19 protein-coding genes are annotated in these 19,363 nt (G+C 62.0%); 4 read left to right on the top strand and 15 right to left on the bottom strand.

Annotated elements, in window-relative coordinates; translation table 11 throughout:
* Positions 1–48 precede the first annotated feature (48 nt).
* Positions 49–339, top strand: coding sequence for a WXG100 family type VII secretion target (locus GMOLON4_RS15930; RefSeq protein ID WP_026937269.1), 291 nt, complete (start codon positions 49–51; stop codon positions 337–339).
* Between the two features lie 92 nt (positions 340–431).
* Here GMOLON4_RS15930 and groL read toward each other — a convergent pair whose 3' ends face one another.
* The 4 genes from groL to GMOLON4_RS15910 all read right to left on the bottom strand — a co-directional run bounded on the left by groL (position 432) and on the right by GMOLON4_RS15910 (position 3,537).
* Entirely contained in the window at positions 432–2,051 is a 1,620-nt protein-coding gene (groL, locus tag GMOLON4_RS15925; RefSeq protein ID WP_026937268.1) for a chaperonin GroEL, read from the bottom strand.
* 176 nt (positions 2,052–2,227) lie between these two features.
* Complete coding sequence (locus GMOLON4_RS15920; protein WP_026937267.1) at positions 2,228–2,437, bottom strand: cold-shock protein; 210 nt, start codon at positions 2,435–2,437, stop codon at positions 2,228–2,230.
* A gap of 194 nt (positions 2,438–2,631) precedes the next feature.
* Complete coding sequence (locus GMOLON4_RS15915) at positions 2,632–3,204, bottom strand: LytR C-terminal domain-containing protein (protein WP_051267014.1); 573 nt, start codon at positions 3,202–3,204, stop codon at positions 2,632–2,634.
* A 66-nt stretch (positions 3,205–3,270) separates the two neighbouring features.
* Positions 3,271–3,537 carry a DUF3263 domain-containing protein gene (locus GMOLON4_RS15910; RefSeq protein WP_035733089.1) on the bottom strand — a complete coding sequence of 89 codons (267 nt, stop codon included), beginning with the start codon at positions 3,535–3,537 and terminating at the stop codon, positions 3,271–3,273.
* A 119-nt stretch (positions 3,538–3,656) separates the two neighbouring features.
* Between GMOLON4_RS15910 and msrB the strand changes: the two genes are divergently transcribed.
* Positions 3,657–4,061, top strand: a complete 405-nt coding sequence (msrB, locus tag GMOLON4_RS15905; RefSeq protein ID WP_026937265.1) for a peptide-methionine (R)-S-oxide reductase MsrB — start codon at positions 3,657–3,659, stop codon at positions 4,059–4,061.
* An 85-nt stretch (positions 4,062–4,146) separates the two neighbouring features.
* On the opposite strand, the gene GMOLON4_RS15900 is transcribed toward msrB, so the two are convergent.
* The 5 genes from GMOLON4_RS15900 to pabB form a co-directional block, all read right to left on the bottom strand.
* Positions 4,147–4,710 carry a hypothetical protein gene (locus GMOLON4_RS15900; RefSeq protein WP_026937264.1) on the bottom strand — a complete coding sequence of 188 codons (564 nt, stop codon included), beginning with the start codon at positions 4,708–4,710 and terminating at the stop codon, positions 4,147–4,149.
* A 258-nt stretch (positions 4,711–4,968) separates the two neighbouring features.
* Positions 4,969–6,567, bottom strand: a complete 1,599-nt coding sequence (locus GMOLON4_RS15895) for an ABC transporter permease (RefSeq protein ID WP_026937263.1) — start codon at positions 6,565–6,567, stop codon at positions 4,969–4,971.
* Entirely contained in the window at positions 6,564–7,478 is a 915-nt protein-coding gene (locus GMOLON4_RS15890) for an ABC transporter ATP-binding protein (protein WP_026937262.1), read from the bottom strand. Before GMOLON4_RS15890 ends, GMOLON4_RS15895 begins: the two co-directional genes overlap by 4 nt.
* 50 nt (positions 7,479–7,528) lie before the next feature.
* Positions 7,529–8,398 carry an aminotransferase class IV gene (locus GMOLON4_RS15885; RefSeq protein ID WP_026937261.1) on the bottom strand — a complete coding sequence of 290 codons (870 nt, stop codon included), beginning with the start codon at positions 8,396–8,398 and terminating at the stop codon, positions 7,529–7,531.
* Positions 8,388–10,703 (bottom strand): aminodeoxychorismate synthase component I, encoded by a 2,316-nt coding sequence (gene pabB / locus GMOLON4_RS15880; RefSeq protein WP_051267012.1) that lies wholly within the window; start codon positions 10,701–10,703, stop codon positions 8,388–8,390. The genes GMOLON4_RS15885 and pabB overlap by 11 nt, the downstream gene beginning before the upstream one ends.
* Positions 10,704–10,949: 246 nt before the next feature.
* Here pabB and GMOLON4_RS15875 point away from each other — a divergent pair, with 246 nt between their 5' ends.
* Positions 10,950–12,296 carry a tyrosine-type recombinase/integrase gene (locus GMOLON4_RS15875; RefSeq protein WP_026937260.1) on the top strand — a complete coding sequence of 449 codons (1,347 nt, stop codon included), beginning with the start codon at positions 10,950–10,952 and terminating at the stop codon, positions 12,294–12,296.
* A 40-nt stretch (positions 12,297–12,336) separates the two neighbouring features.
* Here GMOLON4_RS15875 and GMOLON4_RS15870 read toward each other — a convergent pair whose 3' ends face one another.
* From GMOLON4_RS15870 to pxpA, 6 genes are all read right to left on the bottom strand, one after another.
* Positions 12,337–12,549: a helix-turn-helix domain-containing protein gene (locus GMOLON4_RS15870; protein WP_051267032.1), complete on the bottom strand. Its 213-nt coding sequence runs from the start codon at positions 12,547–12,549 to the stop codon at positions 12,337–12,339.
* A gap of 987 nt (positions 12,550–13,536) precedes the next feature.
* Complete coding sequence (locus tag GMOLON4_RS15865) at positions 13,537–14,502, bottom strand: 5-oxoprolinase subunit C family protein (RefSeq protein WP_026937257.1); 966 nt, start codon at positions 14,500–14,502, stop codon at positions 13,537–13,539.
* Complete coding sequence (locus tag GMOLON4_RS15860) at positions 14,492–15,385, bottom strand: 5-oxoprolinase subunit B family protein (RefSeq protein WP_026937256.1); 894 nt, start codon at positions 15,383–15,385, stop codon at positions 14,492–14,494. Before GMOLON4_RS15860 ends, GMOLON4_RS15865 begins: the two co-directional genes overlap by 11 nt.
* A complete protein-coding gene (locus GMOLON4_RS15855) occupies positions 15,382–16,737 on the bottom strand; it encodes an acetyl-CoA carboxylase biotin carboxylase subunit (protein ID WP_035733086.1) in 1,356 nt (451 codons plus the stop codon). The genes GMOLON4_RS15860 and GMOLON4_RS15855 overlap by 4 nt, the downstream gene beginning before the upstream one ends.
* Before the next feature lie 35 nt (positions 16,738–16,772).
* Positions 16,773–17,009 (bottom strand): acetyl-CoA carboxylase, encoded by a 237-nt coding sequence (locus GMOLON4_RS15850; RefSeq protein ID WP_026937254.1) that lies wholly within the window; start codon positions 17,007–17,009, stop codon positions 16,773–16,775.
* Positions 17,010–17,065: 56 nt separating this feature from the next.
* Entirely contained in the window at positions 17,066–17,797 is a 732-nt protein-coding gene (gene pxpA / locus GMOLON4_RS15845; RefSeq protein ID WP_035733079.1) for a 5-oxoprolinase subunit PxpA, read from the bottom strand.
* 92 nt (positions 17,798–17,889) lie between these two features.
* Between pxpA and GMOLON4_RS15840 the strand changes: the two genes are divergently transcribed.
* Positions 17,890–19,356, top strand: coding sequence for a PucR family transcriptional regulator (locus GMOLON4_RS15840; RefSeq protein WP_026937252.1), 1,467 nt, complete (start codon positions 17,890–17,892; stop codon positions 19,354–19,356).
* Positions 19,357–19,363 lie beyond the last annotated feature (7 nt).

The raw sequence follows: 19,363 nt of genomic DNA, 5'->3' as shown, positions 1-19,363 counted from the left end.
CGTCACCCGCGACCAATGCGCGCGGGGACGGAGCAGAAGGAGCCCGCCGTGGCAAAGTTCACCGTTGACTCAGATTTCATGGCCACGACCATGGCCACCGCATACAGCGATATCGATGCCGTCCAGACCCATACGAGCCAGCTCACGACGACGCTGACCACGCTCGAATCAAGCTGGTCGGGTCAGGCCTCCGTCGCGTTTCAGGGTGCCGTCGAGCAGTGGCGCGGCGCCCAGAGCCAGGTTGAGGAGGCCATCCAGAGCATCAACCAGGCGCTTGGTGCCGCAGCAGATTACTACGGCACGACCGAGAGCGACATCATCCGTCTCTTCGCCGTCTAGCAGCCGTCACGCCCGACGCGAGCGGTCCGGTTAATGCACCAGTGGGCGGCACCCGAAGGGGTACCGCCCACTGTGTGAACCGTTAGTCAGACTTAGAAGTCCATCCCGCCGGTGGGGTCAGCCGCCGGAGCTGCGCTTGCCGGAACCGGCTTGTCTGCAACAACAGCCTCGGTGGTGAGGAAGAGGCCAGCGATCGAAGCCGCGTTCTGCAGCGCCGAGCGGGTCACCTTTACGGGGTCGAGGATGCCGGTAGCAACCATGTCGACGTACTCGCCGTTCGCGGCGTTCAGGCCGTGGCCTGCCTCGAGGTTGCGGACTCGCTCTGCGACGACGCCTGCTTCAAGACCAGCGTTGAGTGCGATCTGCTTGAGCGGAGCGTCGAGCGCCCACTTCACGATCTTCGCACCGGTCGCCTCATCGCCCGAGAGCTCGAGGCCGTCAACAGCCGCGCCGGACTGTGCGAGGGCAACGCCACCACCGGCGACGATACCTTCTTCAACAGCAGCCTTTGCGTTGCGGACTGCGTCCTCAATGCGGTGCTTGCGCTCCTTGAGCTCAACCTCGGTTGCGGCACCAGCCTTGATGACGGCAACGCCACCGGCGAGCTTCGCGAGGCGCTCCTGGAGCTTCTCACGGTCGTAGTCTGAGTCGGTGTTCGCGATCTCAGCCTTGATCTGCGAGACGCGACCCTCGATCTGCTCGGCGGCGCCAGCGCCCTCGATGATCGTGGTCTCGTCCTTGGTGATGACGACCTTGCGTGCGCGGCCGAGCATGTCGAGCTCGGTGTTCTCGAGCTTGAGGCCAACCTCTTCCGAGATGACCTGGCCGCCGGTGAGGATCGCGATGTCCTGCAGCATTGCCTTGCGGCGGTCGCCGAAGCCCGGAGCCTTGACGGCAGCCGACTTGAAGATGCCGCGGATCTTGTTCACAACGAGGGTCGCGAGTGCTTCACCGTCGACGTCTTCCGCGATGATGAGGAGCTGCTTGCCAGCCTGCATGACCTTGTCAACGACCGGGAGGAGGTCCTTGACGTTCGAGATCTTGCTGTTGACGATGAGGATGTATGGGTCCTCGAAGACCGCTTCCTGGCGCTCCGCGTCAGTCACGAAGTACTGCGAGAGGTAGCCCTTGTCGAAGCGCATACCCTCGGTCAGTTCGAGGGTGGTGCCGAAGGTGTTCGACTCTTCGACGGTCACGACGCCTTCGCGACCGACCTTGTCGATTGCCTCAGCGATGATCTCACCGATCTGCGGGTCAGCAGCCGAGATCGAGGCGGTAGCAGCGATGTGCTCCTTGGTCTCGACATCCTGCGCGCCCTCGAGGAGCGAGGCGACAACGGCGTCAACAGCCTTGTCAATTCCACGGCGGACCGAGATGGGGTCGGCGCCGGCAGCAACGTTGCGGAGGCCTTCCTTGACGAGCGCCTGAGCAAGCACGGTTGCGGTGGTCGTACCGTCACCAGCGACGTCGTCGGTCTTCTTCGCGACCTCCTTGACGAGCTCGGCACCGATCTTCTCGTATGGGTCTTCGAGTTCGATTTCCTTGGCGATCGAGACACCGTCGTTCGTGATGGTGGGAGCGCCCCACTTCTTCTCGAGAACAACGTTGCGGCCGCGCGGGCCAAGGGTAACCTTCACGGTGTCGGCGAGGATGTTCAGTCCACGCTCAAGACCGCGACGAGCCTCTTCATCAAAGGCGATCATCTTCGACATAAATTCTTCGTCCTTTCAGGACGTCCATTGGCGGTTCAACAAATTAGCACTCAGCTAACTCGAGTGCTAAAGACAATGTTGGCACTCTCAACCTGAGAGTGCAAGCAGAGCCCCGCCGGTCCGCTGGTGGCGAACGATTTCAGACAGCCAGCCTTGGATCAGGCTGCGGCCCGTCGTTAGGCGCCGGCGGGACGAACGTGCTCGGCCTGCGGGCCCTTTTCGCCCTGCACAACCTCGAACTCGACGGCCTGGCCCTCTTCGAGCGTCCGAAAGCCCTTCATCTCGATGGAGCGGTAGTGCACGAACACATCCCCACCCTCACCATCGACGGTGATGAAGCCGAAGCCCTTTTCGGCGTTGAACCACTTCACGGTTCCAGTGGTCATAAGAATCTCTCCCTCGGCGCTGCGGCGCCCTCATGAATCAACACGAGGAAGCTACCGACCCCCGGAAACGCCCGGGTGCGGCAGATCAGCCGCGACGAGAACGGAGATTGAACGCACGGGAAACACCGCGTGGCCCCACCCTGCGCGGCGCAACGGGCAGGGTGTTGGCAGGCTGCGGCGGCGGGCCGACGCGCCTAACCCAAGAGCGAAGTGCCGTCGGCGCCGACGATCACGACGAGTTCACCGGGCTGTGCCACCGCGGGGTCGACGACGGCCTCACCGATTCCGAGCGCCTCAACGACGCCGAGCGCGGCGCCCATGTCCGCTTCGCTGTTCACGGCAACGATCGTCGTTCCGTAGTCGGTGTTGTCCGCATCCGTCACGGTGCCGACGTTCCACGAATCAGCAGTCAGCGTATCCGCGACAGTGCCGGCGAGGCCGCTCACGCCAGCGCCGTTGAGCACCGTCACGTTGATGTTCGGATCCTGCGTCGCGACCGGTGCCTCGGGAGTCGGGGTTGTCTCCGGCTGCGCGGTTTCCGCCGCCGTCGTTTCAGGGGCGGTCGATTCCGCGACCTGCGAGGTGAACTGCACCTGCCGATCAATCATCCACATCACGCCAACGCCGATCCCGACGAGGAGCACGAACGAGGCCACCGCGATGAGCCAGGAAGCCAGCTTCGAGCCTCGCCCACGTGGCGCACGGTGCGCCCCGCGCCGCTTCAGGCTGGCGGGGAAATCGTCGAAACGATCATGGGGGTACTTCACGTGGGTAGTTCTTTCCTGGTGCAGTTGGTGCTATTCGACGTGAGAAGTCTAGTTCGACTCACAAATCTACGCCGACCGATACCGGCGCGCGCGCTTACGGTCGCGAATCCGGTGCAGTCGTTTGATCAACAACGGATTCTCCCTGAGTGCGTCCGGGGATTCCATGAGCGTACCGAGAATTTGATAGTAGCGAGTTGAGGAATAACCGAAGTCGGCCCGGATCGAGTCCTCTTTGGCGCGCGAGTGCTGCGGATGCGCATCCTCAAAATCCAGGATGCGACGCTCGAGTTCGGAGAGCGAAGATTCGCCAATCGGCGACGGCGACAAACTCATCCGAACCCTTCCAGAGTGTTGGCCCGCGTGATTGCAGGCAGGTCTAGAGATGATATGCCTGATTCTCTGAGGCTCCCACTCGACGCGCGTAGACTGACCGGATCGCGAGAGGAGTTCCAATGACTTATGAGATCGAACGCACCGATGAGCAGTGGCGCGAGATCCTGAACCCCCAGGAATTCCAGGTCCTCCGTCAGGCCGCGACTGAACGTCCGTGGACTGGTGAGTTGCTGGAAGAGGCACGCCCGGGCGTGTACTCGTGCCGCGCGTGCGGCAACGAACTGTTCAAGGCGGAGACGAAGTTTGACGCAGGCTGCGGTTGGCCGAGCTTCTGGGAGCCGCTGCGCCCCGAGTCGGTGAAGTATCTCGAGGACGACTCGCTCGGGATGCGCCGAGTCGAGGTTTTGTGCGCAAAGTGCGGTTCGCACCTTGGCCACGTTTTCCCCGACGGTTTCGGGACGCCGACCGGCGACCGCTACTGCATGAACTCGGTGAGCCTGCAGTTCACCCCGAATGCGGAGTAGACCGAACTCGCAGTAGTTCGAACTCGCAGTCGTTCGTGCGCCGGGCCGTTCACGTGTCAAGCAGTTGACGCGTGGACGCCCGGCGTTATTTCTCAGGCGCCTTGCGCACCGAAATACTGTCGCCGATCGACCACAGCTCCCCTTGCGTGACGATCCCCCGCAAGTAAGCCTGCTGCAACACCGTCACGCTGTTGGGCTGCTGCCGCACATCCACGAGCCCGGAATTACCCCCGATCGGCGGGTCGTACTCGCGATTCGACAGCAGCGCGATCATCTCCTGATGCGAGATGTGATTCGCCGCCCGGGCCTCGGTGATCGCGAGCGCGCTCGGGACCTTCCCGGTCACGCGCTTCACAATCCTCACGACACGGACGTAGGGCACGTTGATTGCGGCACTCACGAGCTCGAGCGGGATGCGGTGGGCCACGATTGTGCGAGCGAGAAAACGCTCGACCTTGGGCACATCCCTCGGCCGTTCGTTCCACGACGATTGGATTCTCGCGAGGGCTGCGCTCTGCTCTTTCGTGAGCGGTTCGCGCAGCCGGGGCTCCGCGGGCGATTGCGTCGTGCGCCGTTTCGTCGGGCCCGCTGGACTCGGCCTCGCTGCCGAGCGGGTTCGCGGTTCGCCCTGGTGATCAATATTCGACATAGCCCGTAGTCCCCCTTGACCTCAAGAGTGGCTCGGCCATCGTTCCCACCGATCAGCCTTGATCACTCTTCGTGGGATGTCGCGACTCGGTCGCAACATCGTGCTCCCAATACGTCCAGGGTATCGCGCAACCGATTACCTAGGGAATCGCTGTGCGCTTGGGACAACGGTGTGTCGCTTCAGACGAGCATGCCTGTGCGTCCGCTACGGCAGATGTCCCTTTTCCGGAGGCGAGCACCACGCCGCGGGTACGTCGGGCTAGGCGTGAAGGTCCCGGCTCCTAAACCCAAGGAATCCCACAACGACCAACACTGCCGTAATCCCGCCCATGATGAATAGCGGCAGGGCGTCGAAGCCGTCCGTCGGGTACGCCGGGGTGTTGGTCAGCGGCGAGATATTCATCGCCCAGTCTGGCAGCTTCAGCAGCCCGCCGAGGAACAAGACAATGACAACCCAAGTCACGAGCGCCCAGGCCAGCGAGGCGAAGCGAGGGATGAGTCCATAGAGGGCGACCGCGACGGATGCGATGAGCAGGATCGCGGGGAGGTACGTCAGGGACGCAAGTTGGAGGTCGTCGATGCGGTCGGGCTCCCGAGTACCAATTGCCACGCCAGCCCCGACGCTGATCCCGAGCAAGACGGTCGAGATCACGGTGTAGACCAACACCGTCCCGAGCCAGCTCGCGAGGAATCCGCTGCGCGACCGACCCGCCACGAGCAATTGCGCAAGCCGCCCCGAACCCTCTTCCTGACGCATCCTGAGCACGGAGGAGGTCGCGACGATAATCGGCGCGAGGAGCACATACTGGAGGATGAGCCCCGCGAACTCCCCCGACAGATCGGTGCCGCTGAGCGCAACCCAGTCTCGCAGCGACGGATTCGCGTCGAGCATGTCGCCGATGTTCGACACCAGCGTGCCCATTGCGACGCCGAAGAACATGATGCCGAGCGTCGTGACGATCCAGGTTCCACGGATGAGGTGATCCGCGAGTCCCCAAGGCTGCAGCAGATACCGGGTTGCGCGTGCCCTGCCAGGGCGCGGCGCGCGCAACCCGGCGCCGAGGTCTCGCCTACGCGCGAGCGAAAAGGACACGGCGAAGAGCACCACGATCACCGCGACCGAGACCGCGAGAGGCCACCAGCGCAGGTCGACGTAGACCTTCGTTTGCTGCGCCCACGCGAACGGCGAAAACCACGAGAGCCAGGAGCCGCCAGTCTCGAGAGCGTCGCCGATGCCGCGAACGAGAAATGCGACCGCGAGCGCGCCGGACGCGACGCCCGTGACGTTGCGCGCGTGCTCGGTGACCTGCGCCGCCGTCATCGCGATGCTCGCAAACACCATCCCGGTCAGCGCCGTGCCGAGCCCGAACGCGAGCGAATCCGGCGCGGCCATATTGGATGCGATGAGAGCCCCGGCGGTCGCGCCCCCGACCAGCACATTAGCGATCGCGACCGTGACGATCGCGGCGGTCGAGTGCGCGAAGTGCCCGACCGGGAGGGCTCGGACGAGCTCGAGTCGCCCGGATTCCTCATCGGCACGCGTGTGCCGCACCGTGAGCAGGATGGACATGATCGCGGCCGGAATAAGCACGTAAAGGTAGAGCTCATTCGCGACCATCGCGCCGAAGGTGTAGTGGTCGAGCGAAAATGCGGGGCCGGTCATGATGACCGTCGCGGGGTTGTCCATGAGCTGCCCGCGCGCCGCGAGCGACTCCGGTGTCGGATACGCCTCGTCGAGCGCAACGACAGAGGCCCATACCCCGAGACCGATCGCGAGTGTCCAGATTAGGATGCGCACCCGGTCGAGGCGCAGATTGAAGCGGATGAGCGCGCCTGTTCCCGCGAACGGCCGGTTCATTCTGCGGCCGCGACTTCTCGAATGTCGTCGCCATAGTGTCGGAGAAAGAGATCCTCGAGCGACGGCGGGGTGATGGTGACGTTTTCGACGCCGCCCTCGGCAAGGACGTTGAGCACCTTGGCGAGGTGCGCGCCGTCAATGTCGAAGTGCAGCGTGCCGTCCCGGACCTCGAAATCGTGCACGCCCTCGATGCGCTGGAAATCCTCGGCAGGTCTCGCCGTGGTCACCCGAACCGTCGAACGGGTCAGGTGCCGCAGCTCCGCGAGCGTGCCGGTCTCGACATCCTTGCCCGCGCGGATGATCGTCACCGAATCGCACAGCTTCTCCACCTCCGCGAGGATGTGACTCGACAGCAGGATCGTGCGCCCATCGGCCCGCAGCGCCCGGGCCTCATCCGTGAAGATCGCCTCCATGAGGGGGTCGAGCCCGCTCGTCGGTTCGTCGAAGACAAACAGCTCCGCGTCAGCCGCGAGCGCCGCGACGAGCGCGACCTTTTGCCGGTTGCCCTTCGAGTAGGTGCGCGCCTTCTTCTTCGTGTCGAGCTCGAAGCGCTCCACGAGCCGCGCGAGTCGTTTCTTGCTATGGGTGGTGCCGCGGATGCGCAGCAACAGGTCGATCGCCTCGCCACCGGTGAGGTTGGGCCACAGGCTCGTGTCGCCGGGAACGTATGCGACGCGACGGTGGATCGCGACCGAGTCTCGCCACGCATCCTGCCCGAAGACCTGGCACGTGCCGGACGTGGCGCGCAGCAGCCCCAGGATGACGCGGATCGCGGTCGATTTCCCGGCACCGTTCGGCCCGAGAAAGCCGGTGATCTGCCCGGTCGGCACGCGCAGGTTGAAGTCATCGAGCGCTCGAAGCGAGCCGAACTGCTTCACGAGCCCTCGAGTCTCGGCGGCGAGATCAGTCATGGGTGGCCTCCATCCGGGCGCGTTCCTGACTGGAGGCTACCGACGCGGCATTACGGGAAGTTGAGTGCGGGCCTGCCGGTCGCCGTATTCGCGTCGGGCTGCTCGAACGTCGCCCACCACCAGTCTCGCCACTCGTGCGCATCGGGATGCGCCGGGATGGCGATGGCCTGCCTGCCAGCCCGCACTTCGGAGACGGGACTCACGCCGTGGTCGGCGTTCACGAACCACAGCGGGCCGTCGCCCAGCTCGGTGGCGTAGATCGACCGGTAATCGACGGGAATCCCAAGTTGTTCAGCCCGGTCGGTCACTTGCCGCATCGTGACGCTTGGCAGTTGCCGCTCGAAGCGATTCGAGAGCACAATCCCGCCGTCGCGCCAGTGCACGAGCGACCCCGTCGAGGCCTCAAGCAGGGCGCCATCGGCATCGGTCAGGATGATGTCGTCCGCGGCCCGCGCATCCGTCGCGTCGTCAGCCGCGAGCGCTGCGGCCTTGGCCCTCGCGAGGCGCGGAATATCGGGGCCCTTGGTGCGCGGATCGAGCCGCGGGTCAGGAGCGTCATAGACCAGCAGCGTTGTCTCGTCGCGCGCGGTCGGGCACGGCCGGATCGCGAGGATGAGGTCGGGTGACGGACCAGAATCGCGCCCGGCAACCGCGCCGACCGCCTCGAGGCTGATCCGCGGGAAGAGCGACGCGTCGCCCTCGGCCTCGATCACGCGGATGAGCGAGGCCCACACCGCGCGCCAGCCATAGTCGACGTGCGAGACGCGACGGCACGCATCCTCGAACCGAGCGACGTGATACTCGAACGCGGCAACGCGGCCGCCCTCGCTGCGCCACGAGTCGGCCACGAGGAGTTCGCCTGGGGCATCCCGCGCCACGCGCACGAAGGCGTCGCCCTGCCAGCGATATTCAACGGTCATTGTGGGCCTCCGAGTCGTCTGCCGTGGCGTGTGCCGCGACCCGACCGATCGCGCGCACGAGCGCCGCGGCCTTGAGGTTCTTCTCCTCGATCTCGGCCGCGACGTCAGAGTCGAGCACGATCGCGCCGCCCGCGCCAATCTGCATCTTTGAACCAGCCTTCACGATCGTGCGGATCACGATGTTGAGGTCGGCGGTGCCGTCGTGTCCGAGGTAGCCGAGGGTGCCCGAGTAGATGCCGCGCGGCCCGGCCTCGAGCGCGTCGATGATCTCGAGCGTTCGCGCCTTCGGAGCGCCGGTCATCGACCCACCGGGGAACGTCGCGCGCAGCAGGTCCACGAGCGAGTGGTCGGCCCTCAGCCTGCCCCGGATCGTCGACACGAGCTGGTGGACGTTCGAGTAGCTCTCGATCTGCATGAGGGACGGCACCGCAACCGAGCCGACCTCGCACACCCGACCGAGGTCGTTGCGCAGGAGGTCCACGATCATGAGGTTCTCAGCGCGCGTCTTCGGGTCGTCGCGGAGTGCGTTCGCGAGCCCGATGTCTTCGCCAGGGTCTGCCGAGCGTCGTGCCGTGCCCTTGATCGGCTTCGACTCGACCGTGCGATCGGCGGTGACCCGCAAAAACCGCTCGGGTGAGGCCGACAGCACCTCGAGGTTGTCGCCAAAGGTGTTGAACCGGAAGTACCCGGCATACGGGGCGCGGCTCTGGCCGCGCAGCTCGCGGTACAGCGTGAGCCCATCGACTTCGGCCGTCACTTCGTATGCGTCAGTGAGGCACACCTCGTAGGAATCGCCGCGCAGGAGGGCCGCCGTGATGTCGGTGATTCGGGATGCGTACTCCGTGTCGGTGAGCCGCCAGCGACCGCGCGGGGTCGGTGTGCGGTGCCCGCCGGAGACTTGCCGTGTCGCCGGCACGGCGCGTTCAGCCGAAACTGGGCGATCGACCGTGCTTGGTCGCTCGACCGTGCCTGGGAGATCGACCGCGTCTGCGCGCTCGGCTGGGTCTGCCTGGCCGGTCGGAGCTGCGGAGGGCGCCTCAAACCGCAGTGCCTCGCGAAGTTGCTGCCGAAGCTGGTCGGCGTCCTCCCCTTCTCTCACGACGAGATGCGTGTGGCCGAGGTCGTGGTCGACGACGATGTGCGCCTGCGGTTCGACGAAGTACGCGTCGGGCTGCTCGGAGCGGAACCGCGACGGTTTACCGGGCGTGGTCAGCGTCCGGCACTCGTAACCGAGATAGCCGAAGAACCCGTCGGTGAACGGAATGTCGGGCCAGTCTCCTGCGGTCTCGGCGAGCGCATCCTCGAGAAACGTCAGGATGTCCTGCTCGAGCACCTCGGTGCGATCACCCGTTTGGATTTCGGTCGCCCCGCCGACGCGCGAGCGGACGGTTCGCGCGCGGCTCCCCTCGTTCGTGCCCAGCACGCTGTAGCGGCCGGAGTCGCTCACGCGCGAGGCCGAATCGAGCCAGAACGCTGCCGTGGCGCCCGCATCCACGTGTGCAAAGGTCGCGGCGCAATCAATCTCGCGCTCGATCGTCTCGACGGTGACTTGCGGCCTTGGCAGCGCAGATGCGGCCCGAGCACGCCGCCGACGCGGCGCAGGGCCTTGGTGCCCGGCAAACTGCTGCCCGGCAAGTTGCTGCCCTCGTGTCCACTGCCCCGTGCTGCGCTGGCCCGCGGCCTGTAGGTCAGCGCGCTGCGGCACTTGCACCCGCGCGAGGTCGAGGAAGTTTCGCACGAGCGTCGCGCCGTGCTCGGTCAGGATCGATTCCGGATGAAACTGCACGCCCCAGTGCGGCCGGTCGCGCACCTCGAGGCCCATGATCACGCCGTCCTCGGCACGGGCGTGGATGCGCAGGCTCACCTCGTCGACGTCCCGCACGTGCAGCGAGTGGTAGCGGACCACCGCGAACTCCTGCGGCACATCCCGAAAAATCCCGGCTCCTGAGTGCGCTACGCGGCTGACGAATCCGTGGCGCGCGCGAGGTGCCCGATCCACGGTGGCGCCCGCGAACATCCCGAGCCCCTGATGGCCCAGGCACACGCCGAGCGTCGGCACATCCCCGGCGGCCTCGAGCGCGGCCCGCGAGCCGGCGAAGTCGCCGTGTTCTGCGGGTGTGCCGGGCCCCGGCGAGATTACGAGGTGGCTGAACTCCCCCGCCGCGAGACGAGCCGGAAGTCGCTGCGCAAACACTTCGTCGGCGGGCACCCCGAGCGGTTCGGTACCCGAGACGACTGCAAACAGCTGCGCGAGGTTGAACGTGTACGAGTCGCGGTTGTCGACGATCACGATCACGTCGACCACCCCGCTTCGGCTCAGACAAGTGGAGCCGCCTATCGGGTTCGAACCGATGACCTTCTGTTTACAAGACAGAAACACTAGGAAATCACTAGGGTTTCCACTCCCTTGGGATTTCGGGCTACGTCGTTGATTTGGTGCGGAACACGCCGTATGTGACGAATTCCACAAATAGACACTAATGGACAAGAATTGACAGTGCGAAATCCCACTCAAATCCCATGGGATTTCAAACCGAGAGGGGCAACCGCAATGCCTGAGGATGAGACTACAGGGGACACCGAAAAGCGCGCGTATCGCGCCGGTCGCCGCTCGTTCGGCGCGATCGAGAAGCGCGGCAAACGGTTTCGTGCTCGGTACGTCGGTCCAGACGGGCAGACGTACACCGCACCTACGACATTCACGACGAAGACCGACGCCGACGGCTGGCTTTCCAAACAGCGCGGCGCGATCGAATCGGGGAAATGGAAATCCCCCAAGCAGCAGAAGTCGGAGATTTTCGGCGCATACGCCGCAACCTGGATCGAGCAACGTACCACCGCCGACGGCGCGCCACTCCGAGCGAAGACGCGGAGCGAGTACCGCCGGTATCTCGATAAGAGCTTGCACGAATTCACCGCCGACCCGATCGCGGGAATTACCCCGGCCCGGGTGCGGGCCTGGCACACGAAACGCGCCAAGGAGGCCCCAACCGGTGCGGCACGCGAGGTCGCGTTCTTGCGATCTGTGCTCAGCACTGCGATTGAAGACGGGGTTATTGAAAAGAACCCGGTTCAAGGCAAGCAAACGAAAACCTCCGCCGGGGTCGAGCATCGACCGCCGACCCTCGAGGAGCTTGCGCAGCTCGTGCAGGCAATGCCTGAGCTGTGGCGGGCGGCCGTCGTAATCGCCGCCTATGGCGGGCTTCGGCTTAGCGAATGGCGGGCGCTGCGGCGGAGCGACTTGCGATTCGATGCAGAGGCGGGGCGGTTTGAGATCAGCGTGAACCGGCAGGCGCAGCGAGTGACGAAAGACTCCGACGACCTCACACAGGAAGCGGCAGAGTTAGATGCCCGGAACGCAAAGGAGACCGCCGCCGCTGAGATGGAAGGCCGCCCCGCGCGGCTTGAGCGCCTCGTGAGGTCCTCATGGGAGGTCGGCGATCCGAAATCCAGAGAAGGCCGGCGGGTGGTGACTCTTCCCGCACATCTCGCGCCGATGATTCAGGCGCACCTTGATGCGCACGCCGCAGCCGGCCCCGACGGGCTCCTCTTCCAGCCCGGAGGTGACGCTGAATTCATTGATGATCAGCGATTCAACAGACCCTGGAATGAAGCCCGGGACGCGGTCGGCGTGCGCGGTGAAGTCCGAGAGCACGACCTAAGGGCCTTCGCGGCCACCGCGTTTGCGCAGAGTGGCGCCACGCTCAAGGAAACGCAAGCGTTTCTGGGACATTCGACGGTGGCCGCGGCGATGACCTATCAGGCATTGACCGGGCGGGAGGCGGAGTTGGCCGACCGCATGCCGGCGCTTCCCGAGGTGCCCGCCAAAGAGAAGGAGAAGAAGAAGACCGAGGGCGGCGAGGTGGTGCAGATCACCGAGGTCCGCAAGGAGGCCTGAGAAAACCCCACCCGGGCAAAGGCGGGGTTTTCATTCACGGTCAGGCGGAACGAGCCGTCAGCGGTTCGCCCATCGCCTCGATGTCAGCGCGGCGGATGCGGATAGCGCGGCCCCCGAAGCGGCGGGCGGGCAAGTCGCCGGTAGCAATCCAGCGGCGGATCGTCTTCGTGCTCACCTGTAGGAAGTCTGCGGCTTGCTCGATCGTGAGGAGCGAGGCGGGTATGGGCGCGGGTGTCTTGCTGTGGGCTGTCATGGATGCCCCTATGCGCGAGATTCCATCAGGGTGCAGAATGTGGGTCATTGCGGGGCTATGCGCGGTGTCGAGATTCCAATTCCTCGTCACGCTCGATGTCCGCAGAATCTCCAGCGGTCAATATCTCCATCCATTTAGACAAGCGGCGCCTGGTATTCACCATGCAGATCCCCGATCATGAGGCGAGGCATCTATGCGGATTGCCGCCGTTTCCTCGACACCCGTACTCGCGAAAGCAGTTCCTTTGCTCCTCCACACCTTCGAGAGTTCCTCCATAGACGTCATACCAAATCAGTCCAATTCCGGCACGACCGGCGAATCGAATCGCGTGAGCGGAACGCATCCCCGAAGTGAATACGAGCCCCGTATATGGACCAGGTTCAGCGGCGACCGGCCACGTACGTTCATGCAGTCAAATAACCGGTGGCGAAAAGTTGTTGAGAACTCTGGCCCTACTATCTGCTGACGACGCGATAGCAGCGCTTAGAGTTCAAAGGGTGCGACGAAGCCGATCTGCCCGCTGAACCTCCGATCTCAGTCAATCCTTCAGCACACCCAACGACGCAGTCTTGCGATGAACCGCAGAATTCACACGAAGCGCATCAAGGACCAAGTGTGTTGCTGTGGGTGGTCAGCGAAACCGAGGTCAACCGGTCTGGGGTCAGCGAGTAACGTCACGCGAGCAACGGTCAAGACGACTCCAATAGGTGACAGCCCGAGCCCCAGGAGTGGTCACCGCCATCAAAGTGACCGTGACCACTCAAGGCCTCAATCAATCAAGCTATCGAAGCTCCCCATTGAAGGTCCATTGCTCTCGAGGGACACCTTCGACAGTCACCCAGGTTTCTGGTCGTCTACCGTCGGAACCGGTGCAATACTCGGCCACAACCTTGTCGATGGCGATTGCAAGCCGCTTCGAGAGTTCCGGATCCTGCTGCAACCGGTGCTCAAATAACTTGACATTCACGAATGGCATAATATTCCCTTCTACGACCAGATTCGATCAAAACGGGCTCGAGCCTCAGCGCGTGCTGCCAGTGCTTCTTCCATATCTACTGGCACGAAGCGGACTTTCGTTCCGGGAGACATGCGAGCAAAAAGATCCATATCTGCGCTGATGACTGTGCCCGCTTGAGCGTACCCACCACCTGACACCGCGTCGTAGTGCAGCACGATCGGTTGGGTGCCGCCAGGGATTTGGATGGAACCCACCGGGTACCCGGCGTCCGTGATATTCGAAGGGTCCTGGCCTGCTCCGAAGGGCTGGGGTTCGTCTTTCCACTCGACTCCCGGCCCGTCGAACCGCAGTCCCATGCGGTCTGCGACGGGCGTGAGCGTCCACTCGGCTTCGGTGAGGTTCCTGAGTCCCTCGTCGGTGAGCTTGTGATCGTAGAGGCCAACCATCACACGCACGCGCATGCTCCTACTATATTCGGGCAGCATGTCCTTGGGCACTCGTTCAAGTCGAGGCAACGACTCCGGGTGAGGTAAGCCCACCGGTAATGTATCGCCGGCAATAAGCGCGCGTCCCTCAAGTCCGCCGATCCGGCCGATGGGATAGGTTGAGCGAGAGCCGAGCGCTTCCGGGACATCGATACCTCCCGCCACAGCGATGAAAAATTTCGTTCCGCCCTTGATCACACCAAAGGAAAGTTCGTCTCCCGCTTCGAGTTCAAGGCGCGCATTCTGCTCGACCTCCACACCATTGACGAGCACATCGATCGGTGCTCCAGTGACGGAAATGAGGGCATCGGAATCTATACTGATCTTGGGACCAAGATAGGAGCACTCAAGCAACGCGTCATCGGCCGTGTTGCCAACGATGCGATTCGCCAGTGCCGCAGCGTACTGATCCATTGCGCCGCCCTGAGGAATCCCATACCGATAATAGCCGAAGCGACCCCGGTCCTGAACCGTTGTCGATAGCCCGGGCTTGATTATCTCAAGCGACATTTAGTGCCTCCAAAAGTTTGCGATTGTGACCGTCGATATCGTCGAGAGCTTCCGTGAGCGAAAATGTGACGGACGCCTGCTTGTAGCGATAAGTGCCCGCTTGCACTTGCTCCTCAATTTCACGGTACTCAGCTTCATTGACCGGACGGTACTTCACAATATCTCCAGTCTTGAACAAGACTGAGAAATCAGTGAAGTCGGCGAGCTTCTGCTCTGGATCGTATATAGGCGCCGGGGCGATTCCCAACATCTGATATCCGCCCGCGCCGCGAACTGAATAATGCGCGGTGAAGCAGCCTCCGATGCCCACCGTCAGCGGAGGAGTGTCTGTGCGCGGGCTCAGGTATTTCGGCACCTCGAGCTGCTCACTCAACGGGGCCAGCTGGTACAGAAACGGGAGTCCGGCGACAAAGCCCACCATGGAGACGATCCAGGGCCGCTCGTGGTGACGGCGAACGAACTCCTGCGCGTCCGCAAGCCCATTTACATGTGCCGCATACTCAAGGTCGGTGCCCGAGGGATCTTGATGGTAGCCCTCTCGAAACTTCGCTCCGGTCGCCCGGGTATAGGGGTCGTCGTACCAGACTGGGACTTCGAACACCCGGGTCTCAAGGACACCTTCGGTTGCTTTTCGAACCTCGACATCGACATCGCGAACGTGGCGCTCGAGGTCCATGTAGGGCAGCTCATCTGGGTTGAAGCGAATAAGCAGCGACGCGTTCGCAGGGCAAATATCCACTATCCCTGGCAGCTCTCGTTCCTCGATACGTGTCGCGATCGAGTTAGCGACGAAGTTCGCCTCCAGCGACATGTCTGGGGCGATCTCTACGACGAGGAATTCGTCACCGCCCCAGGTATAACGGGCGTGTTCTGGAAGGGTCATAAAGTCATTCCCAACTTTTCGGATATTGATTCAAGAAGGGTCGTGTGATGCTGCGCCTCGGCAAACTCCTTGAGTGCAACAAGTTCCCGCATAAGCGGCACTGTGGTTTTGATACCTGTGATCTGTACTTCGTTAAGCGCACGCCCTGCTCGAGAGAGTGCGCGCTCACGATTGCTGTCCCAGACGATGAGTTTGCCGAGCATCGAGTCGTAGAACGGCATCACGGTCTGCCCCACGGAGAAACCGAAATCAGAACGGACACCGGGTCCGCCCGAAAGATCAAGTGTCTCGATGAGTCCTGGACTCGGCATGAAGTTGTTGCTCGGGTCTTCGGCATTGATTCGAAATTCGAATGCGTGGCCCTCGAAATGAACGTCCCTCTGCGAGTATCCAAGCTTCTCGCCTGCGGCAATACGCAGCTGTTCACGGACCAGATCGATACCAGTGATCACCTCGCTGATCGGGTGTTCTACTTGCAGGCGCGTATTCATCTCAATAAACGCGATCTCTTGCCGGTCCGGGTCATAGAGAAATTCAACAGTGCCGGCACCCGAGTATTTTGATTGTCGAGCCAATTCAACAGCTGTCTCCCGCATCCGCTGCCGCAGCTCATCTGGAATCCCCGGCGCAGGAGCTTCCTCGATGATCTTCTGCTGTCTGCGTTGCATCGAGCAGTCGCGGTCCCCCAGATGCACCCAGGTCTCCCCATCACCGAGGACTTGCACCTCCACATGACGTGCTCGGGTAACAAATCGTTCGAAATAAACCTCGCTCGAGTTGAATGCCGCGAGTGCCTCTGACTGCGCAACTTCCACTGTGCGGCGAACGTGTTCACGTTTGTTTATCCGCCGAATCCCGCGGCCTCCACCGCCCGCCGCGGCCTTCACCACCAACGGATAGCCGATATCATCAGCGATCGCTTCAATGTCCTCAGCAGTATCCAACCAGCCATTGGTTCCTGCGAGGACGGGCACACCAGCCTCGATCGCGGCTTGTCGTGCGCGCGACTTGTCACCCATTAGAATAATGGTCTCGGGCATCGGCCCCACCCAAATGAGGTTCGCGTCGATGACCTTCTGCGCAAACTCTGCATTCTCCGAGAGGAAGCCGTAACCCGGATGCACTGCGTCAGCCCCGGTCTGCGCGGCAGCGGCCATGACTGCGTCTTGGTTGAGATAACTAAGGCTTGCCGCTGCAGGACCAATCTCTACTGATTCATCAGCAAGTCGGCCAAAGTTCGAGTTTCTGTCGGCCTCACTCACCACCGCGACAGTGGCGATTCCCATCTCTCGCGCGGCACGAATCACTCGAACCGCTATCTCGCCACGGTTGGCGACTAGCAGTTTCTTCACTATTTGCTCCTTTCAGCTCTATCGTTATGGGTGACTTAGCTGATCCTTGCGACGATGTCGCCGGGCCCTACCATGCCGTTGTCCTCGATATCGAATGACGCGATCACGCCCGCCACGTCACTACGCACTTCGGTGAATTGCTTCATGATCTCGATGACGCCAATGGTCTGACCTGCCTCGACCTCATCACCAACCTCGGCAAACGGACTCTTGTCTGGCGCGGGGCGACGGTAAAATATTCCTGGAATAGGGGCGATGATCTCTGCGCTCATATGGGTGGTTCCTCTCCGTAAATGAAATGGTTTGGGTGAAAATAAAGTTCGATCAGCTACGCGATCACAGCGCGCACTGCGACAGCGACATCTGCAGCATTGGGTGTATCCGAATGGATGCAGATACTGTCAAATTCGATGGGTAGCTCGTGGCCGCCAACTGTGACGATAGTTCCGTCCTCAATTGCCCGCTGCGCCTTCTCTGCGGCTCGCTCGGGATCAGTTGCGTGTGGTTGTCTCAGAATAATTAGTCCGCCGTCATCGTTGTAGTCGAGATCCACATACAGCTCACCCACAAACCGGACGCCTTCGCGCTCAGCGACTCTCTGATGTGCTGATCCAGGGATTCCGAACACGGGAACTTGGTAGTCCTGAGCGACTCGCACGGCCGAAAGCATTAGTCCTTCGTCGCGAGCGAGCATTCCATAGAGCGACCCGTGCGGTTTGATGTGGTTTAAGGGAATCCCGTACTTCGCCAGGAAGCCATTTAGCGCACCGACCTGATAGCGAATGAGATTCTCGACTTCCTCCGGCGTCAGTTTCATCTCACGACGACCAAACCCAACAAGGTCTGGTAGGCCAGGGTGGGCACCCACGCGCACTCCTTGCTGCTTGGCGAACGAGACGGTCTCTTCCATTACGCCAGGGTCACCAGCGTGGAATCCACACGCGACATTTGCGATGTCGATCAAGCCCATAAGGGCAGAATCGTTGCCGAAGGTGTGCAATCCGAAGGCCTCGCCCAGATCCGAATTGACTGTTACTGATTCACGTCGTTGTGTAGCCATAGGCACGAAATTACGCGTTCGAGGCAGAAAGCGTTACTATGCATGCGCAAGAATGTTCCTATGCTATTTGTGCAACTGCAAGAAAGAAAACGATGCTGATTTCGGACCTGCTCGCCGAGCCCTCCTTGCAGTTGCGCCTGGAGACACCTTCGTCCAAAAAGCGGCTAAGTCGCGAGGTAGCTCGTTGCGCCCCCGCAGAATACCTAGACCCGACGCCGTACCTTGAACCGAATGCACTGGTCCTCACATCGGGAATCGGCATGAATTTTACTGAACCACTAATTTGGGATGCCTACGTCGAACGTCTCAAGCGAGTGCCAATTTCCGCACTCGTGTTCGCGGTCGGCATCGCTCACCAAACACTGCCCGCCGGATTGATTGACGCTTGTGCGCGCTATGACGTTCCCCTAATCGAGGCACCAAATGAAGTACCTCTTTTCAAAGTCAACCAATACGTTGAATACATGCTTCAGACCGAACGGATCGAGCTCACCGACCGAGGCTGGCAGCTGGCTGACGAGTGCGCGAGGCTCGCAAATAACGGCGCAGAGATTTCGACTCTACTCGCCGCAATCTATGCGGTCCTTGAGGTACCCGTTGCGGTATACGACGCGCATGACCTCCTGATCGCGAAATATCCCTCTTCAGCCACGTGGCAGACGGGCATCGATCACAACGGTAAGTCTCAAGCATTTCTCATGGCCCTGCCAATGGGACTCAATAAGCCATGTCAATTAGCCGTACAGCGGCACCGATCTCCTCACGAGTTCGAAGCTCTTCTGGCCCCCGTTAGCTCAATCCTCGCATTGCAGCTCAATAGAGCAGCAAGGGTGGACGCCAGCAGTCACACTGACATGCTCCGCTTTCTCAACCGCTCAACGTCATGGTCGGATTCCACGCGCAGCGAAGTGGCGAGCGCTTTCCAGGAACTTGGGCTGAACCGGACGGCCGAAACCTCGCTATTAGTCGCTGATCTAGGCGGTAAGAACGCGGCCTCAGTCTGGAAACTTCGAGTCGCTCTCCATGACGCGTTCTATGAGGTTCGTGTAATCGAAGTCGAGGACCGGCTCATCGCACTCATGCAGATTCCGCGTCACGATCTCCCCACCGACACAGAGCACTTACTACAAGTTGATCCGAATCTGCCACTAGTGTTTCGCGGACCCACACACACTATCGATGAACTCCGGATCGCGCTCGTACATGCACTTGACCTCATAGGGCACACAGAAGGACCTGTCATAGCCCCTGCACTCGGGCTTAGCGCCGTAGTCGCCGCTGCGGCCGGTCGAGGAGCACGAGAGTCGGCGAAGAAGTTTCTTCAACCGCTCATCGAGCAAGATGAGCAACGTAGCACCGAGCTGCTCCCCACACTCCGGACATGGCTCAGGCACGACGCACAGCCTTCACGCACCTGTGAGCAACTATTCATACACAGAAATTCGCTGAGCTATCGCCTACACCGCATCGAGGAAATCCTTGGCATCCCTCTCGACACATTAGACGGTAAGGCAACTTGCCTCATGGCTCTTCGACTCGTTGAACTTGAACCGTACTAGTTTGGCC

Origin of the sequence: Gulosibacter molinativorax, assembly GCF_003010915.2 — a bacterium.
GTDB lineage: Bacteria > Actinomycetota > Actinomycetes > Actinomycetales > Microbacteriaceae > Gulosibacter > Gulosibacter molinativorax.
This window is presented reverse-complemented; position numbering and strand designations above follow the sequence as displayed.

What these genes read in the sequence shown, in the direction of transcription:
- GMOLON4_RS15870 (WP_051267032.1), bottom strand. Translation starts at nt 12,549, where the DNA reads ATGACAGCCCACAGCAAGACACCCGCGCCCATACCCGCCTCGCTCCTC.
- GMOLON4_RS15885 (WP_026937261.1), bottom strand. Translation starts at nt 8,398, where the DNA reads ATGACCGTTGAATATCGCTGGCAGGGCGACGCCTTCGTGCGCGTGGCG.
- msrB (WP_026937265.1), top strand. Translation starts at nt 3,657, where the DNA reads ATGACTTATGAGATCGAACGCACCGATGAGCAGTGGCGCGAGATCCTG.
- GMOLON4_RS15920 (WP_026937267.1), bottom strand. Translation starts at nt 2,437, where the DNA reads ATGACCACTGGAACCGTGAAGTGGTTCAACGCCGAAAAGGGCTTCGGC.
- GMOLON4_RS15910 (WP_035733089.1), bottom strand. Translation starts at nt 3,537, where the DNA reads ATGAGTTTGTCGCCGTCGCCGATTGGCGAATCTTCGCTCTCCGAACTC.
- GMOLON4_RS15850 (WP_026937254.1), bottom strand. Translation starts at nt 17,009, where the DNA reads ATGAGCGCAGAGATCATCGCCCCTATTCCAGGAATATTTTACCGTCGC.
- GMOLON4_RS15890 (WP_026937262.1), bottom strand. Translation starts at nt 7,478, where the DNA reads ATGACTGATCTCGCCGCCGAGACTCGAGGGCTCGTGAAGCAGTTCGGC.
- GMOLON4_RS15895 (WP_026937263.1), bottom strand. Translation starts at nt 6,567, where the DNA reads ATGAACCGGCCGTTCGCGGGAACAGGCGCGCTCATCCGCTTCAATCTG.
- GMOLON4_RS15875 (WP_026937260.1), top strand. Translation starts at nt 10,950, where the DNA reads ATGCCTGAGGATGAGACTACAGGGGACACCGAAAAGCGCGCGTATCGC.
- GMOLON4_RS15900 (WP_026937264.1), bottom strand. Translation starts at nt 4,710, where the DNA reads ATGTCGAATATTGATCACCAGGGCGAACCGCGAACCCGCTCGGCAGCG.
- GMOLON4_RS15860 (WP_026937256.1), bottom strand. Translation starts at nt 15,385, where the DNA reads ATGACCCTTCCAGAACACGCCCGTTATACCTGGGGCGGTGACGAATTC.
- GMOLON4_RS15840 (WP_026937252.1), top strand. Translation starts at nt 17,890, where the DNA reads ATGCTGATTTCGGACCTGCTCGCCGAGCCCTCCTTGCAGTTGCGCCTG.
- pxpA (WP_035733079.1), bottom strand. Translation starts at nt 17,797, where the DNA reads ATGGCTACACAACGACGTGAATCAGTAACAGTCAATTCGGATCTGGGC.
- GMOLON4_RS15865 (WP_026937257.1), bottom strand. Translation starts at nt 14,502, where the DNA reads ATGTCGCTTGAGATAATCAAGCCCGGGCTATCGACAACGGTTCAGGAC.
- groL (WP_026937268.1), bottom strand. Translation starts at nt 2,051, where the DNA reads ATGTCGAAGATGATCGCCTTTGATGAAGAGGCTCGTCGCGGTCTTGAG.